This window comes from Pseudomonas sp. BCRC 81390, from assembly GCF_030341915.1.
GTDB lineage: Bacteria > Pseudomonadota > Gammaproteobacteria > Pseudomonadales > Pseudomonadaceae > Aquipseudomonas.
In genome coordinates this window covers 855,450-870,285 of sequence record NZ_JATAAG010000066.1, presented here as the reverse complement: position 1 = coordinate 870,285, position 14,836 = coordinate 855,450, and the positions used below count along the sequence as shown (strand labels likewise).

The following is a 14,836-nucleotide window of genomic DNA, read 5'->3' as shown; positions in this document are numbered from 1 at the left end:
GGAAACTCCTTAATTAGCCGGTTGCGCTTCTTTCGGTTCCTTGCCAACGGAGTTGAGCAGGAACTTGCCAATCAGATCTTCCAGCACCAGGGCCGACTGGGTGTCATGGATGGTTGCGCCATCCTTCAGCACCTGTTCTTCACCCCCCACGCTGATGCCGATGTACTTCTCGCCCAGCAGCCCGGCAGTCAGGATCGAGGCAGTGGAGTCGACCGGCAGGTTGTCCACCGACTTGTCCAGCTGCAACGTCACCCGACCGGTGTAGGAATCACGATCCAGGTCGATGGCGGTCACCTTGCCGATGGTCACACCGGCCATGGTCACTTTAGCTCTGACCGTCAAACCGGCGATATTGTCGAAGTACGCATAAACTTTATAGGTATCGCTGCTCGGGCTGGCCGACAGGCCGCTGACACGCAGGGCCAGCAGCAGCAGCGCCAGGATCCCGGCCAGGAGGAACAGGCCGACACCGATTTCCAGGGTGCGGTTTTGCATCAGAAATCTCCAAACATCAAGGCGGTCAGAATAAAGTCCAGACCCAGCACTGCCAACGAGGCATAGACCACGGTCTTGGTGGTGGCACGGCTGATCCCTTCTGAGGTGGGCTCACAGTCGTACCCCTGGAATACGGCGATCCAGGTCGTGACGAAGGCAAATACCAGGCTCTTGACCAGCCCGTTGAGCACGTCGTCGGTGAACGAAACACTGTTCTGCATGTTGGCCCAGAACGAGCCCTCGTAGACGCCCAGCCAGTCCACGGCGACCCACGAGCCACCCCAGATGCCGACCACGCTGAAGATCAGCGCCAGCAACGGCAGCGAGATGAAACCGGCCCACAGGCGCGGTGCGACGATGTACTTGAGCGGGTCGACGCCGATCATTTCCAGGCTCGACAGCTGCTCGGTCGATTTCATGTTGCCGATTTCAGCGGTCAGCGCGGAACCGGCACGGCCGGCGAACAGCAAGGCGGTCACTACCGGGCCGAGCTCACGCAGCAGGGTCAGGGCAACCATCTGCCCCACCGCCTGTTCCGAGCCGTACTTGGTCAGGATGCTGTAGCCCTGCAGCGCCAGCACCATGCCGATGAACACGCCGGACACGACAATGATCGCCAGCGACAACACGCCTACCGAGTACAACTGCCGGGTCAGCAGCTGGAGGCCGCCACCGATGCCGCCACGGCCGACCAGGGCATGGAACAGGAACAGGCAGGAACGCCCCAGCACCGCCAGCACGTCGATTGCCGAACGCCCAAGCAGGCGCACACGTTCGAGTAAGGATTTTCTGCGCATCAACGCGCCCCCAGCAGGTCGGCGCGGTAGTCAGGCGCGGGAAAGTGGAAAGGAACCGGGCCGTCCGGGTCGCCCTTCATGAACTGGCGAATGCGCGGGTTATCCGACCCCATCAGCTCGTCAGGAGTACCCTGGCCCAGCACCTGGCCGTCACCCACCACATAGATGTAGTCGGCGATGCTGGCGGTTTCCGCCAGGTCGTGGGAGACCACGATGCTGGTGATGCCCAGCGCATCGTTGAGCAGGCGGATCAGGCGCACCAGTACGCCCATGGCGATCGGGTCCTGACCGACGAACGGTTCGTCGTACATGAGAATCTGCGGGTCCAGGGCAATCGCCCGGGCCAGCGCTACCCGGCGCTTCATGCCACCGGACAGCTCGTCCGGCATCAGGTCGATGGCACCGCGCAGGCCCACGGCCTGCAGCTTCATCAGCACGATGTCGCGGATCATTTCGTCCGGCAACCGGGTGTGCACGCGCAACGGGAACGCGACGTTCTCGAACACATCCAGGTCGGTGAACAGCGCGCCGCTCTGGAACAGCACCCCCATCTGCTTGCGGGCGTCGAACAGATCGCTGCGCGACAGGGTCGGCAGGTTCTGCCCGGCCACCCAGACCTCACCGCTGGAAGGGCGCAACTGCGCGCCCATCAGGCGCAGCAACGTGGTTTTGCCGCACCCCGATGGCCCCATGATACCGGTGACCTTGCCGCGCGGGATGCGAATGTCGACGTTGCTGAAAATGCTGCGCGAACCGCGTTTGAAGGTAACCCCCTTCAACTCGACCGCGTAGGCGCTATCCACACTCATCTAGACTCCTTGCTGATGCAGCCTCGTCCTAATGGACGCCGGCCTCCATCTGGAAGGCACACGCGCCCCTTGGCGGGCCGAATAGCGGCGAACTATAGCACCGCTGACAGCGTCGCCCCAAGGTCGGCAAACGACTCGTTCAGGCCCGTGACAGGCAGGCGGGAGATTCACCACGGCAATCGAAAGCGTGAGGGTTTCTTTCATTGCAGCTATAATCGCCGCCTTTTCATCAGGCATTGCTTTTTCGACATGAGCCAATCCAGCGAGCTGATCCAATCCGCCCAACGCACCCTGCGCCTGGAACTCGAGGCCGTAGAGGCCCTGCTGGCGCGCATCGACGACAACTTCGTCAAGGCCTGCGAACTGATCCTGGCCAGCAAGGGCCGGGTCGTCGTGGTCGGCATGGGCAAGTCCGGGCACATCGGCAACAAGATCGCCGCCACCCTGGCCAGCACCGGTACGCCGGCGTTTTTCGTGCACCCGGCCGAAGCCAGCCATGGCGACATGGGCATGATTACCCGCGATGATGTGATCCTCGCCCTGTCGAACTCTGGCAGCACCGCCGAAATCGTTACCCTGCTGCCGCTGATCAAGCGCCTGGGTATCAAGCTGATCAGCCTGACCGGCAACCCGGACTCGCCCCTGGCCCAGGCTGCCGAGGTCAACCTCGACGCGCGCGTCGAGCAAGAGGCCTGCCCGCTGAACCTGGCCCCCACCTCTTCCACCACCGCATCGCTGGTGCTCGGTGACGCCCTGGCCATCGCCCTGCTCGAGGCCCGCGGCTTCACCGCCGAGGACTTTGCCTTCTCGCACCCGGGTGGTGCGCTGGGCCGCCGCCTGCTGCTGAAGGTCGAGAACGTGATGCACGCCGGCGACGAACTGCCTCAGGTCCCGCGCGGCACCCTGCTCAAGGACGCCCTCGTGGAAATGTCCCGCAAAGGCCTGGGCATGACGGTGATCGTCGAAGCCGACGGCAAGCTCGCCGGGATCTTCACCGACGGCGACCTGCGCCGCAGCCTGGACCGCAACATTGACGTCCACACCACCCTGATCGACCAGGTCATGACCGTGCACGGCAAGACGGCCCGCGCCGAAATGCTCGCGGCCGAGGCCCTGAAGATCATGGAAGACCACAAGATCGGCGCCTTGGTTGTGGTAGACCGCGAGGACCGCCCGACCGGCGCCCTGAACATGCACGACCTGCTGCGCGCCGGCGTAATGTAAAGGAGCGATGGAATGAACCAGGACCTCATGCAACGCGGCAAGCACATCAAACTGGCAGTGTTCGACGTGGACGGCGTGCTCACCGACGGGCGCCTGTACTTCCTCGAGGACGGCAGCGAATTCAAGACCTTCAACACCCTCGACGGCCAGGGCATCAAGATGCTCATGGCCTCGGGCGTGACCACCGCGATCATCAGCGGGCGCAAGACCCCGGTGGTCGAGCGCCGGGCGAAGAACCTCGGTATCCCGCACCTTTATCAGGGCCGCGAGGACAAACTGGTGGTGCTTGACGGCCTGCTCGCCGAGCTGGGCCTGAGCTATGCTCAAGTGGCCTACCTCGGCGACGACCTGCCCGACCTGCCGGTGATTCGCCGGGTCGCCCTGGGCATGGCGGTGGCCAGCGCCGCTCCATTCGTTCGCCAGCACGCCCACGGCGTGACCCAGGCACGCGGCGGCGAAGGCGCAGCCCGTGAATTCTGCGAACTGATCATGCAGGCCCAGGGCACCCTGGACGCTGCCAACGCCAATTACCTGTAAGGCTGCCCATGTTCAGCAAGAAAGCCCGCAACATTGCGCTGCTCGCGGTGATCGCCGCCCTGCTGGTGGCGATCGGCTACTGGAATGTCAGCCCGGAAAGCTTCCTCGACAAGCCGGTGGCCCAGACCGACGAAAGTGCCATCGACTACTATGCGGTGAACGCCCACAGCGTACAGTTCCTGCCCGACGGCAAGCTGCAGTACGAAATGACCGCCGACAAGGTCGAACATCTCAAGGCCAGCGAAATCACCCTGCTGACCACGCCGGACCTGCACCTGTACCGCGGCACCGCGTTCCCGTGGCATGTGCAGAGCACCCGCGCCGAGGTCAACCCGGACGGCAGCGAAGTCGAACTGATCGACAACGTGCGGGTGGCCCGTACCGACGAAAAGCAGCGTGAAACCATCATTACCAGCTCACGCATGACCGTGTTCCCGCAGAAGCAATATGCGCAGACCGAGCAAGCCGTTAGAATCGACGGCGCCGGTGGCACGACTACGGGTAAAGGAATGAAAGCGTATTTGAAAGAAGGCAAGATGGACTTGCTCTCTAACGTAAGAGGACAGTATGAGGCTCGTTAAAACCCTCCCCCTTTTGCTCAGCCTGAGCGCAGCACTGGGAAGCGCGAGCGCCCTCGCCCTGCCGAATGATCGTGACCAGCCTATCCGCATCCAGGCCGACAATGCCCACCTGGACGACAAGCAGGGCGTGGCCACCTACACCGGCGACGTGATCATCACCCAGGGTTCGATGATGATCAAAGGCAACACCGTGACCATCACCCGCTCCGCCTCCGGCGACATCGACGTGGTGACCTCGGTGGGCAACCTGGCCTACTTCGAGCAGCAGCAGAGCGCAGCCAAGCCGGACAAGATGAAAGGCTGGGCGGTCACCATCCAGTACCAGGCGCAAAAGGACATGGTGGTCCTCACCGATCGCGCCAAGGTCGAGAACGAAGGCAACACCACCGAAGGCGAGAAGATCGTCTACAACACCAAGACCCAGGTGGCGACCGCCGGTCGTGGTGGCAATGTGACTTCGCCGCGTCAGCGTATCGACATGGTGATCCAGCCCAAGAAGAAGGCCGAGTAAATGGCAACCCTCAAAGCCCAGCACCTGGCCAAGAGCTACAAGGGGCGGCAAGTCGTACGTGACGTCAGCCTGTCGATCGACAGCGGCCAGATCGTCGGCCTGCTCGGCCCCAATGGCGCCGGCAAGACCACCTGCTTCTACATGATCGTCGGCCTGGTCCAGGCCGAGCAGGGCCGCGTGCTGATCGACAACCTCGATGTCAGCCACCAGCCCATGCACGGTCGCGCCCGCGCCGGTATCGGCTACCTGCCGCAGGAAGCCTCGATCTTCCGTAAACTGTCGGTGGCCGACAACATCATGGCGATCCTCGAGACCCGCAAGGACCTCGACCGCGAAGGCCGGCGCAAGGAACTGGAAAGCCTGCTGCAGGAGTTCCACATCAGCCACATTCGCGACAACCTCGGCATGAGCCTGTCCGGTGGCGAACGCCGCCGCGTCGAGATTGCCCGTGCACTGGCGACCGCACCCAAGTTCATCCTGCTGGACGAACCGTTTGCCGGTGTCGACCCGATCTCCGTCGGCGACATCAAGCAGATCATCCACCACCTCAAGGCCAAGGGCATCGGTGTGCTGATCACCGACCACAACGTCCGCGAAACCCTGGATATCTGCGAAACCGCCTATATCGTCAATGATGGCCGCCTCATCGCCGAAGGCGATGCCGAGACCATCCTGGCCAACGACCTGGTCAAAGAGGTTTACCTGGGCCACGAGTTCCGGCTCTGACCCTGGCACGCGCCTGGAGCACTGGCAATTCGCCCTGGATTGGGGGGTAAAGTTGTTACGGTGCTCTAGGCAAACGCTACAATTTAAGGCATAAAACTTGCTTGATCTGGCGCTCCGGCGCCCCCGTGTAGTGGATGGCGCATGCGCGCCGGCGAACAAGGTATTAAGCCCCAGCCATGAAACCATCGCTCGTCCTAAAAATGGGCCAGCAACTGACGATGACGCCGCAGTTGCAACAGGCCATCCGCCTGCTCCAGCTCTCCACCCTGGACCTCCAACAGGAAATCCAGGAAGCGCTGGAGTCGAACCCGATGCTCGAACGTCAGGAAGACGGCGACGACTTCGACAACAGCGATCCGATGGCGGACAACGCCGAGAACAAACCGGCCGCCGAAGTCCAGGACAACAGCTTCCAGGAAAGCACCACCAGCGCCGACAACCTTGAAGACGGTGAGTGGAGCGAGCGCATTCCCAACGAACTGCCGGTAGACACCGCCTGGGAAGACATCTACCAGACCAGCGCCAGTAGCCTGCCGAGCAGCGACGATGACGAATGGGACTTCACCACGCGGACATCGGCCGGCGAAAGCCTGCAAAGCCACCTGCTGTGGCAGCTGAACCTGGCACCGATGTCGGATACCGACCGCCTGATCGCCGTTACCTTGATCGACAGCATCAATGGCCAAGGCTACCTGGAAGACACCCTCGAGGAAATCTGCGCCGGTTTCGACCCTGAGCTGGATATCGAGCTGGACGAAGTCGAAGCGGTGCTGCACCGCATCCAGCAGTTCGAGCCGGCCGGCGTCGGCGCTCGCAACCTCGGCGAATGCCTGCTGCTGCAACTGCGCCAGCTGCCAGCCAACACCCCGTGGATGAACGAAGCCAAGCGCCTGGTCACCGATTTCATCGACCTGCTCGGTAGCCGCGACTACAGCCAGTTGATGCGGCGCATGAAAATCAAGGAGGACGAGCTGCGCCAGGTCATCGAGCTGGTGCAGAGCCTCAACCCGCGCCCCGGGTCGCAGATCGAGTCCAGCGAGCCTGAATACGTGGTGCCCGACGTTATCGTGCGCAAGGACAATGACCGCTGGCTGGTGGAGCTGAACCAGGAGGCCATCCCGCGCCTGCGCGTCAACCCGCAGTACGCCGGTTTCGTGCGCCGGGCCGATACCAGTGCCGACAACACCTTCATGCGCAACCAGCTGCAGGAAGCGCGCTGGTTCATCAAGAGCCTGCAAAGCCGCAACGAGACCCTGATGAAGGTGGCCACGCAGATCGTCGAGCACCAGCGCGGCTTCCTCGACCACGGCGATGAAGCGATGAAACCCCTGGTACTGCATGACATCGCCGAGGCCGTGGGCATGCACGAGTCGACCATTTCGCGGGTTACCACGCAGAAATACATGCACACGCCGCGTGGCATCTACGAACTGAAATACTTTTTCTCCAGCCACGTCAGTACCTCCGAAGGCGGCGAATGCTCGTCCACGGCGATCCGCGCGATCATCAAGAAACTGGTTGCGGCGGAAAATCAGAAAAAGCCATTGAGTGACAGCAAGATCGCTGGTTTACTGGAGGCACAAGGCATCCAGGTAGCCCGTCGCACCGTCGCCAAGTACCGCGAGTCTCTCGGCATCGCACCGTCGAGCGAACGCAAGCGACTGATGTAGCCCCTGAGATGCGCCACAGCGTTTGTGGGGCAGGTGCAAGACCTGCCTCTTTATGCACGGGCAACAAAGGAGAAGCTGTATGCAAGTCAATATCAGTGGACAGCATGTAGAAGTCACCCAGCCACTGCGCGATTACGTGCTTGAAAAGCTCGCTCGCGTGGAAAGTCACTTCGACAAGATCACCAACGTGCAGGTCATCATGAAGGTCGAGAAGCTGCAGCAGAAGGTCGAGGCGACCCTGCAGATTCCCGGCGGCGAAGTGGTCGCCAACGCCGAACACGAAGACATGTATGCAGCGATCGATGCCTTGGCCGACAAGCTCGACCGCCAACTGAAAAAACACAAGGAAAAACAGCAGAGCCTGCTGCAAGGTGCAGCTGCCCGCTGATCCCCCTCATCCATGATCCGACTTGAAACCATCCTGACCCCCGGCCGTTCCCTGGTGAACGTGCCGGGAGGCAGCAAGAAGCGCGCCCTGGAAAAGGTCGCCACCATCATCTCCGCAGAAGTGCCGGAACTGGAGATGCAGGACGTCTTCGAAAAACTGGTTGCCCGGGAAAAACTCGGCTCGACCGGTTTCGGCAATGGCATTGCCATTCCCCACTGCCGGCTTCACGGGTGCTCAGCTCCGGTCAGCGCCCTGCTGCACCTGGAATCCCCGATCGACTACGACGCCATCGATGGTGCTCCGGTGGACCTGCTGTTCGTCCTGCTGGTGCCAGAAGCCGCCACCGATGCTCATCTGGAACTGCTGCGCCAGATTGCCAGCATGCTTGATCGCAAGGAGGTGCGTGATCGCCTGCGTGCGGCCACCAGCAGCGAGGCCCTGTTCCAGGTTGTCCTGGACGTACAGAACGAGCACTGAACATGCGCCTGATCATCGTCAGCGGCCGCTCCGGCTCCGGCAAGAGCACCGCCCTCGACGTCCTGGAAGACCATGGCTTCTACTGCATTGACAACCTGCCCGCCGGGCTGCTGCCGCAGCTGGCGGAAAATGCCCTGATCAATACCGAGCTGCTGCAACCCAAGGTCGCCGTGTCGATCGACGCACGCAACCTGCCCAGCCACCTGTCCCGTTTCCCCGAGCTGCTCGAGGAAGCCCGCGCCCGGCATATCAAGTGCGACGTACTGTTCCTGGATGCGGACGAAGACACCCTGCTCAAGCGCTTTTCGGAAACCCGCCGACGCCACCCGCTGACCAATGCCGACCGTTCGCTGGCAGAGGCAATACGCGTGGAGAGCGAACTGCTTGGGCCGATTTCCGACCTGGCTGACCTGAAAATCGACACCACCAGCCTGAACCTCTACCAGTTGCGAGATTCGATCAAGCTGCGCTTGCTCAACCAGCCCGAGCCTGGCACGGCATTCCTGGTCGAGTCGTTCGGTTTCAAGCGCGGCATGCCGGTCGATGCCGACCTGGTTTTCGACGTGCGCTGCCTGCCCAACCCCTACTGGAAGCCCGAGTTGCGTGAGCATTCCGGCCTCGAGCAACCGGTGATCGACTACCTGGCCGCCCAGCCGGACGTCGAAGAAATGTTCAACGACATTTCCAGCTACCTGCTCAAGTGGCTGCCCCGCTTCGCTGCCAGCAACCGCGCCTATGTAACCATTGCCATTGGCTGCACTGGCGGCCACCACCGTTCGGTATACCTCACCGAACGCCTCGGCCAGTTGCTGCAGCAATCCCTGAAAAACGTCCAGGTCCGCCACCGCGACCTCTAGCCCAAGGATCCGCCCCACGATGCCCGCCCGTGAAATCACCATCATCAACAAGCTGGGGCTGCACGCCCGGGCGGCAGCCAAGTTTGTCGGCGTGGCCGGCCGCTTCCCCTGCCAGGTCAGGGTCGGCCGCGCGCCAGACAAGCTGGTGGATGGCAAGAGCATCATGGCGGTAATGATGCTGGCGGCAGGCAAAGGCACCCAGGTGTACCTGCATACCGAAGGGGATCAGGACGACGAAGCCATGCAAGCGCTGGTGGAGTTGATCAACAACTACTTCGACGAAGGCGAGTAAACCCGCCCAGGGCAGCGGCTCGACGCCTGGCAACCCTGGGCAGCGATGCAGGGTCAGAGACCGCCAGCGGTGAGCTTCTCCGGGTCCAGCAGCGTTTCCAGTTGCTCACGCGACAGATCGGTATGCTCCAACGCCACATCGATGATCGGGCGCCCCTGCTGGTAGGCAGTCTTGGCGATTTCGGCGGCCTTCAGGTAACCAATGATCGGGTTCAGCGCCGTGACCAGGATCGGGTTGCGCGCCAGGGCCTCCTTGAGTTTGCTGTCGTTGACCTTGAAGCTGGCGATAGCCTTGTCGGCCAGCAGGCGGCTGGCATTGGCCATCAGCTCGATGCTTTCCAGCAGGTTCCGGGCAATGACCGGCAGCATCACATTCAGCTCGAAGTTGCCGGATTGACCAGCAATGGCGATGGTGGCGTCATTGCCAATCACCTGGGCGGCGACCATGGCGGTGGCCTCCGGAATCACCGGGTTGACCTTGCCTGGCATGATCGATGAGCCCGGCTGCAGGCCTTGCAGCTCGATCTCACCCAGGCCGGCCAGGGGCCCGGAGTTCATCCAGCGCAGGTCGTTGGCGATCTTCATCAACGCCACCGCAGCCGTCTTGAGCTGGCCGGACAGGGCTACGGCGGTGTCCTGCGAGCCAATGAGGGCAAACAGATTCTGCCCAGGGGAAAACTCGATCCGGGTCAGGCTGCTGAGCTGACGGGCGAAGCTGGCAGCGAATTGCGGGTGCGCGTTGATGCCGGTACCCACTGCGGTCCCACCCTGGGCCAACGCCTGCAAGCTCGGCAGGGTGGCTTCGATATGTGCCTTGGCGCCGTTGAGCTGTGCAGCCCAGCCCTCCAGCACCTGGCTCATGCGCACTGGCATCGCATCCATCAGGTGCGTGCGGCCAGTCTTGACGTACTGATGCACTTGCTTCGACTTGACCTCGATCACCTGCACCAGATGCGCCAAGGCGGGCAGTAGCTGCTCGTGCAGGGCCAGGGCAGCGCTGACATGGATGGTAGTGGGGATGATGTCATTGCTGCTCTGGCCACAGTTGACATGGTCATTGGCGCTGACAATGTCACCCAGGGTTCGGCTGGCCAAGGTGGCGATCACCTCGTTGGCGTTCATGTTCGAGCTGGTGCCGGAACCGGTCTGGAACACATCCACCGGGAAGTGCTGGACGAAATCACCCGCCAGCAGTTGTTCGACGGCGCTGACGATAGCCTCACCCTGCGCCGAGGACAGCTGTTGCAGCTCGACGTTGGCCTTGGCCGCCGCAGCCTTGGCCAACAGCAGCGCACGAATGAACTGGGCAGGCATGCGCTGGCCGCTGATCGGGAAGTTGTCGACCGCGCGCTGGGTCTGGGCACCGTACAGGGCCTGGGCCGGTACCTGCAGTTCGCCCATGCTGTCACGCTCGATACGGGTATCACTCATCTTCAGAATCCTTGCATCAGTTCATCGGGGGAAATCGACGGCAGCAGGCGGCAATTGGCCAGCTGCAAGGCGTAAGGTTGCCACCGCTGGTTGTTGGCCTGGCGGTCTAGGTTGCGCAGGTCCAGCAGCGGGCGCCAGGCCTGGTCCAGGCACTGGCAGCGCCAATGCCACGGCAGCATGCGGTCGCAGGCGGTGTCCAGCAGCAGGCGGAAGGCGCTCAGGGCCACTGTCCACGGCGAGGTTTCGGTGCAGCAGGCCAGATAGCGGCCCTCAGCCAGGTAGTGCTCGATCAGGCGCGGCTCGTCGGGCTCGAGCGCGCAGCGGATGCGCAGGCTGAGCCAACGCCAGTTGTCCAGGTAGGGCAATTCGCGGGAGACGGGTTTCATGAACATCATCGCCGAGTTACTGGATAATGATATTCATTATTAATTGAGAGGCTGTATCATTTCAAGGGAAAGGTGCGGAAACAAAAATCCCGGCTCTAGACCGGGATTGGATTTACTTCTGCTGATCAGCTACCCGCCACCGTCATCCGCTCGATCAGCACCGAGCCGGTGTGGATATTGCTGCGGGTCTCAAGATCGCTGCCAATCGCTACAATCTGCTGGAACATGTCCTTCATGTTGCCGGCAATGGTCACTTCCTGCACCGCATGCTGGATCTCGCCATTCTCGACCCAGAAGCCCGCCGCACCACGCGAATAATCGCCCGTCACCATGTTCAGGCCATGCCCCATCAGCTCGGTCACCAGTAACCCGCGGCCCATGCGCCGGATCAGCGCCGCCTGGTCTTCGACACCATGGCTGACGAACAGGTTGTGCACGCCGCCGGCATTGGCCGTACTTGGCAGGCCCAGCTTGCGCCCGGAATAGGTACCCAGCAGGTAGGACACCAGCTCACCCTTGTCCACGAAGGGCTTGGCATAGGTCGCCAGGCCGTCGCCATCGAACGCTGCGCTGCCCAATGCGCGCGGAAGATGAGGGCGCTCGTCGAGAGTCAACCAGGTAGGGAACAGGCGTTGACCGAGGGTGCCCTCAAGGAACGACGACTTGCGGTACAGGTTGCCACCGGAAATGGCCGACAGGAAGCTGCCGAACAGGCCGCCGGCCAGCTCGGCGGAAAACAGCACCGGCACTTCGCAGGTCGGCACTGGCCGCGCCCCCAGACGGCTGGCGGCACGCTGGGCAGCGCGCGCACCAATGCTACGCGGGTCGGCCAGCAAACTGCCCTGGCGGTTCACGTCGTACCAGTAGTCGCGCTGCATCTGCCCGTCGCCTTCAGCGATCATCACGCAGCTCAGGCTGTGCCGGGTCGAGGCGTAGCCACCGATGAAGCCATGGCTGTTGCCATACACGCGGCACCCCTGGTGGGTATTGAGGGTGGTGCCGTCAGCGTTGAGGATGCGTGGGTCGGCGTCGAATGCCGCCGCCTCACAGGCCAGCGCCATCTCGATGGCCTTCTCGGGCTCCAGATCCCAGTCATGGTACAGGTCAAGGTCCGGGATCTCGCGCGCCATCAGGGCCGCATCGGCCAGGCCAGCACAGGTATCCTCGGAAGTATGTCTGGCAATCGCCAGGGCAGCGGCAACGGTTTCGCGGATTGCCTCCGGGCCACTGGCCGAGGTGCTGGCCGAGCCTTTGCGCTGGCCGACATACAGGGTGATGCCAAAGCCTTGGTCGCGATTGAACTCGACCGTTTCGACCTCGCGCTGGCGTACCGTGGTGGACAGGCCCTGCTCCAGCGACACCGCCACTTCGCAGGCACTTGCCCCCTGGCGGCGCGCCTCGGCGATGATCGCCTCGACCTGCTCCTGCAATGCTGGCAGGTCATTGGGACCTACGCTCTGGACTGCACTCATGGTTCTCTCCACTCAAATTCTGCGTTCGGCAAGGATCATTCTACGACCGGGCCGGACAAGCGGCCCCCGACTGGTTATCATGGCGGCGATTTCTAGCGGACTGCCACCATGGTTGATTCAAACGACGACGCCTTCGACGGCGAAAAAAGCAAAACCCAGATCAAGCGTGAACTGCATGCGCTGGTCGAACTCGGCGAGCGCCTCACCACGCTCAAGGCCGATACCCTGGCGCGCCTGCCGTTGACCGACGAGTTGCGCAAGGCCCTGGCCGAAGCCAGCAAGCACACCGCCCACGGCGCCCGCAAACGGCACATGTCGTTCGTCGGCAAGCTGATGCGTGTGCAGGACCTGGACGCGATCCACGCCTTGCTCGAACAGATGGACAGCTCCACGCGCCAGTACAACGAGCGTTTCCACAGCCTGGAGCGCTGGCGCGACCGGCTGATCGACGGTAACGACGAAGACCTCGAACGCTTCGTCAACGAGTACCCCGATACCGACCGCCAACAGTTGCGCTCGCTGGTGCGCCACGCCCAGCACGAAAAGGCGCGGAACAAGCCGCCTGCCGCTGCGCGCAAGGTGTTCAAGTACATCCGCGACCTCGACGAATTGCAGCGCGGCTTGCGCTGACAGGCTGGGACCCCGTGGAAGCGGGCATGCCCGCGAACACCGGCGAAGCCGGTGCCATGCACCGCGTCGCCTGCTTCGCGGGCTCGCCCGCTCCCACATCGGCCCCCGAGGCCATCACGCCCCCGTACCACCCACGGTAATCGCATCCAGCTTCAAGGTTGGCTGCCCGACCCCGACCGGCACCGATTGCCCGTCCTTGCCGCACGTCCCGACTCCGCTGTCCAACGCCAGGTCGTTACCAACCATCGATACCCGGCTCATCGCCTCCGGACCATTACCGATCAGGGTCGCCCCTTTTACTGGCGCGGTGATCTTGCCGTCTTCGATCAGGTAGGCCTCACTGGTCGAGAACACGAACTTGCCGCTGGTGATATCCACCTGACCGCCGCCCAGGTTGGCGCAGTAGATGCCTTTTTTCACCGAGGCGATGATTTCCTGCGGGTCGCTTTCGCCAGCACGCATGTAGGTGTTGGTCATGCGTGGCATCGGCAGGTGGGCGTAGGACTCCCGGCGCCCGTTGCCGGTCACCGCCATGCCCATCAGGCGGGCGTTCAGCTTGTCCTGCATGTAGCCTTTGAGCACGCCATTCTCGATCAGCGTGGTGCACTCAGTCGGTGTGCCTTCATCATCCACGCTCAGCGAACCGCGGCGGCCCTCCAGGGTGCCATCGTCAACGATGGTGCACAGGCTCGACGCCACTTTCTCGCCGATGCGGCCACTGAACGCCGAACTGCCCTTGCGGTTGAAGTCGCCCTCCAGGCCATGGCCGACAGCCTCGTGCAGCAGCACGCCCGACCAGCCCGACCCCAGCACCACCGGCAAGGTACCGGCCGGCGCCGGGATCGCCTCCAGGTTCACCAAGGCCTGGCGCAGCGCTTCGCGGGCATAGCCCATGACGCGTTCTTCAGTGAAGAAGCGGTAATCGGTACGCCCGCCACCGCCCTGCCCGCCCCGCTCGCGGCGGCCATTCTGTTCGACGATGACGCTGACGTTGAAGCGCACCAGCGGGCGCACATCGGCGGCCAGGCTGCCATCGGCCGCTGCGACCAGGATGCGCTCCCAGACCCCGGCCATGCTCACGCTGACCTGTTGGATGCGCGGGTCAAGGGCGCGGGTAGCGGCATCGACCCGCTTCAGCAGCTCCACCTTCTCGGCACGGCTGAGCACATCCAGCGGGTTGTCCGCGGGGTACAGGGCGGCTACATCCTGGCTGCGGAAGGCCTGCACCTTGCCGTCCTGCCCGGCGCGCGAAATCGAACGGGCGGCGCGGGCCGCCGAGGTCAACGCCTCGAGGTTGATCGCGTTGCTGTAGGCAAAACCGGTCTTTTCGCCGGACTGGGCACGCACGCCCACGCCCTGGTCCAGGTTGAAGCTGCCCTCTTTGACGATGCCGTCTTCCAGTGCCCAGGTTTCCGAGATCTGGCCCTGGAAATACAGGTCGGCGGCGTCGATGCCGGGGCCGGCCAACTCACCCAGCACGCTCTGCAGGCTGTCCAGGGTCAAGCCGCCTGGGGCCAGGAGCTGTTCGCTGACGGTGGATAACATCTGGCTCAT

The 14,836-nt window shown here is 62.9% G+C and carries 18 protein-coding genes; 11 read left to right on the top strand and 7 right to left on the bottom strand.

The features are described 5' to 3' along the window. Positions 1–9 precede the first annotated feature (9 nt). The 3 genes from mlaD to QSV36_RS20670 are packed head-to-tail and all read right to left on the bottom strand — an operon-like array spanning position 10 to position 2,101. Positions 10–495, bottom strand: a complete 486-nt coding sequence (gene mlaD, locus QSV36_RS20680) for an outer membrane lipid asymmetry maintenance protein MlaD (RefSeq protein ID WP_170028411.1) — start codon at positions 493–495, stop codon at positions 10–12. Beyond that, on the bottom strand, positions 495–1,292 hold the full coding sequence (gene mlaE / locus QSV36_RS20675; RefSeq protein ID WP_225780547.1) for a lipid asymmetry maintenance ABC transporter permease subunit MlaE: 798 nt from the start codon (positions 1,290–1,292) through the stop codon (positions 495–497). The genes mlaD and mlaE overlap by 1 nt, the downstream gene beginning before the upstream one ends. After that, positions 1,292–2,101 carry an ATP-binding cassette domain-containing protein gene (locus QSV36_RS20670; protein WP_289133963.1) on the bottom strand — a complete coding sequence of 270 codons (810 nt, stop codon included), beginning with the start codon at positions 2,099–2,101 and terminating at the stop codon, positions 1,292–1,294. Before QSV36_RS20670 ends, mlaE begins: the two co-directional genes overlap by 1 nt. A gap of 249 nt (positions 2,102–2,350) precedes the next feature. Here QSV36_RS20670 and QSV36_RS20665 point away from each other — a divergent pair, with 249 nt between their 5' ends. The 10 genes from QSV36_RS20665 to QSV36_RS20620 all read left to right on the top strand — a co-directional run bounded on the left by QSV36_RS20665 (position 2,351) and on the right by QSV36_RS20620 (position 9,364). Continuing rightward, positions 2,351–3,325 carry a KpsF/GutQ family sugar-phosphate isomerase gene (locus tag QSV36_RS20665; RefSeq protein ID WP_289133961.1) on the top strand — a complete coding sequence of 325 codons (975 nt, stop codon included), beginning with the start codon at positions 2,351–2,353 and terminating at the stop codon, positions 3,323–3,325. 12 nt (positions 3,326–3,337) lie between these two features. After that, on the top strand, positions 3,338–3,862 hold the full coding sequence (locus QSV36_RS20660; protein ID WP_225780545.1) for a KdsC family phosphatase: 525 nt from the start codon (positions 3,338–3,340) through the stop codon (positions 3,860–3,862). Positions 3,863–3,870: 8 nt separating this feature from the next. After that, on the top strand, positions 3,871–4,443 hold the full coding sequence (lptC, locus tag QSV36_RS20655; RefSeq protein WP_225780544.1) for an LPS export ABC transporter periplasmic protein LptC: 573 nt from the start codon (positions 3,871–3,873) through the stop codon (positions 4,441–4,443). Beyond that, positions 4,430–4,954, top strand: a complete 525-nt coding sequence (gene lptA / locus QSV36_RS20650) for a lipopolysaccharide transport periplasmic protein LptA (RefSeq protein ID WP_170028407.1) — start codon at positions 4,430–4,432, stop codon at positions 4,952–4,954. Before lptC ends, lptA begins: the two co-directional genes overlap by 14 nt. Beyond that, positions 4,955–5,680, top strand: a complete 726-nt coding sequence (lptB, locus tag QSV36_RS20645; RefSeq protein ID WP_012270657.1) for an LPS export ABC transporter ATP-binding protein — start codon at positions 4,955–4,957, stop codon at positions 5,678–5,680. A 176-nt stretch (positions 5,681–5,856) separates the two neighbouring features. After that, positions 5,857–7,350: an RNA polymerase factor sigma-54 gene (locus tag QSV36_RS20640; protein WP_289133958.1), complete on the top strand. Its 1,494-nt coding sequence runs from the start codon at positions 5,857–5,859 to the stop codon at positions 7,348–7,350. A gap of 79 nt (positions 7,351–7,429) precedes the next feature. Further along, positions 7,430–7,738, top strand: coding sequence for a ribosome hibernation-promoting factor, HPF/YfiA family (gene hpf, locus QSV36_RS20635; protein WP_003255135.1), 309 nt, complete (start codon positions 7,430–7,432; stop codon positions 7,736–7,738). A 12-nt stretch (positions 7,739–7,750) separates the two neighbouring features. Continuing rightward, entirely contained in the window at positions 7,751–8,215 is a 465-nt protein-coding gene (ptsN, locus tag QSV36_RS20630) for a PTS IIA-like nitrogen regulatory protein PtsN (RefSeq protein ID WP_289133956.1), read from the top strand. A gap of 2 nt (positions 8,216–8,217) precedes the next feature. After that, positions 8,218–9,072, top strand: a complete 855-nt coding sequence (gene rapZ / locus QSV36_RS20625) for an RNase adapter RapZ (RefSeq protein ID WP_225780539.1) — start codon at positions 8,218–8,220, stop codon at positions 9,070–9,072. A gap of 19 nt (positions 9,073–9,091) precedes the next feature. Then, a complete protein-coding gene (locus tag QSV36_RS20620) occupies positions 9,092–9,364 on the top strand; it encodes an HPr family phosphocarrier protein (RefSeq protein WP_225780538.1) in 273 nt (90 codons plus the stop codon). 53 nt (positions 9,365–9,417) lie between these two features. Here the strand turns inward: QSV36_RS20620 and QSV36_RS20615 are convergent, their stop codons facing one another. The 3 genes from QSV36_RS20615 to pmbA all read right to left on the bottom strand — a co-directional run bounded on the left by QSV36_RS20615 (position 9,418) and on the right by pmbA (position 12,652). After that, positions 9,418–10,794: a class II fumarate hydratase gene (locus tag QSV36_RS20615; protein ID WP_289133955.1), complete on the bottom strand. Its 1,377-nt coding sequence runs from the start codon at positions 10,792–10,794 to the stop codon at positions 9,418–9,420. Positions 10,795–10,796: 2 nt separating this feature from the next. Next, a complete protein-coding gene (locus QSV36_RS20610) occupies positions 10,797–11,189 on the bottom strand; it encodes a FagA protein (RefSeq protein ID WP_289133953.1) in 393 nt (130 codons plus the stop codon). Between the two features lie 116 nt (positions 11,190–11,305). After that, complete coding sequence (gene pmbA / locus QSV36_RS20605) at positions 11,306–12,652, bottom strand: metalloprotease PmbA (RefSeq protein WP_289133951.1); 1,347 nt, start codon at positions 12,650–12,652, stop codon at positions 11,306–11,308. 108 nt (positions 12,653–12,760) lie between these two features. Here pmbA and yjgA point away from each other — a divergent pair, with 108 nt between their 5' ends. After that, positions 12,761–13,282, top strand: coding sequence for a ribosome biogenesis factor YjgA (gene yjgA, locus QSV36_RS20600; RefSeq protein WP_003255152.1), 522 nt, complete (start codon positions 12,761–12,763; stop codon positions 13,280–13,282). A gap of 114 nt (positions 13,283–13,396) precedes the next feature. On the opposite strand, the gene tldD is transcribed toward yjgA, so the two are convergent. After that, positions 13,397–14,836 carry a metalloprotease TldD gene (tldD, locus tag QSV36_RS20595; RefSeq protein WP_225780534.1) on the bottom strand — a complete coding sequence of 480 codons (1,440 nt, stop codon included), beginning with the start codon at positions 14,834–14,836 and terminating at the stop codon, positions 13,397–13,399.

What these genes read in the sequence shown, in the direction of transcription:
- mlaD (WP_170028411.1), bottom strand. Translation starts at nt 495, where the DNA reads ATGCAAAACCGCACCCTGGAAATCGGTGTCGGCCTGTTCCTCCTGGCC.
- mlaE (WP_225780547.1), bottom strand. Translation starts at nt 1,292, where the DNA reads ATGCGCAGAAAATCCTTACTCGAACGTGTGCGCCTGCTTGGGCGTTCG.
- QSV36_RS20670 (WP_289133963.1), bottom strand. Translation starts at nt 2,101, where the DNA reads ATGAGTGTGGATAGCGCCTACGCGGTCGAGTTGAAGGGGGTTACCTTC.
- QSV36_RS20665 (WP_289133961.1), top strand. Translation starts at nt 2,351, where the DNA reads ATGAGCCAATCCAGCGAGCTGATCCAATCCGCCCAACGCACCCTGCGC.
- QSV36_RS20660 (WP_225780545.1), top strand. Translation starts at nt 3,338, where the DNA reads ATGAACCAGGACCTCATGCAACGCGGCAAGCACATCAAACTGGCAGTG.
- lptC (WP_225780544.1), top strand. Translation starts at nt 3,871, where the DNA reads ATGTTCAGCAAGAAAGCCCGCAACATTGCGCTGCTCGCGGTGATCGCC.
- lptA (WP_170028407.1), top strand. Translation starts at nt 4,430, where the DNA reads ATGAGGCTCGTTAAAACCCTCCCCCTTTTGCTCAGCCTGAGCGCAGCA.
- lptB (WP_012270657.1), top strand. Translation starts at nt 4,955, where the DNA reads ATGGCAACCCTCAAAGCCCAGCACCTGGCCAAGAGCTACAAGGGGCGG.
- QSV36_RS20640 (WP_289133958.1), top strand. Translation starts at nt 5,857, where the DNA reads ATGAAACCATCGCTCGTCCTAAAAATGGGCCAGCAACTGACGATGACG.
- hpf (WP_003255135.1), top strand. Translation starts at nt 7,430, where the DNA reads ATGCAAGTCAATATCAGTGGACAGCATGTAGAAGTCACCCAGCCACTG.
- ptsN (WP_289133956.1), top strand. Translation starts at nt 7,751, where the DNA reads ATGATCCGACTTGAAACCATCCTGACCCCCGGCCGTTCCCTGGTGAAC.
- rapZ (WP_225780539.1), top strand. Translation starts at nt 8,218, where the DNA reads ATGCGCCTGATCATCGTCAGCGGCCGCTCCGGCTCCGGCAAGAGCACC.
- QSV36_RS20620 (WP_225780538.1), top strand. Translation starts at nt 9,092, where the DNA reads ATGCCCGCCCGTGAAATCACCATCATCAACAAGCTGGGGCTGCACGCC.
- QSV36_RS20615 (WP_289133955.1), bottom strand. Translation starts at nt 10,794, where the DNA reads ATGAGTGATACCCGTATCGAGCGTGACAGCATGGGCGAACTGCAGGTA.
- QSV36_RS20610 (WP_289133953.1), bottom strand. Translation starts at nt 11,189, where the DNA reads ATGATGTTCATGAAACCCGTCTCCCGCGAATTGCCCTACCTGGACAAC.
- pmbA (WP_289133951.1), bottom strand. Translation starts at nt 12,652, where the DNA reads ATGAGTGCAGTCCAGAGCGTAGGTCCCAATGACCTGCCAGCATTGCAG.
- yjgA (WP_003255152.1), top strand. Translation starts at nt 12,761, where the DNA reads ATGGTTGATTCAAACGACGACGCCTTCGACGGCGAAAAAAGCAAAACC.
- tldD (WP_225780534.1), bottom strand. Translation starts at nt 14,836, where the DNA reads ATGAGCCAGATGTTATCCACCGTCAGCGAACAGCTCCTGGCCCCAGGC.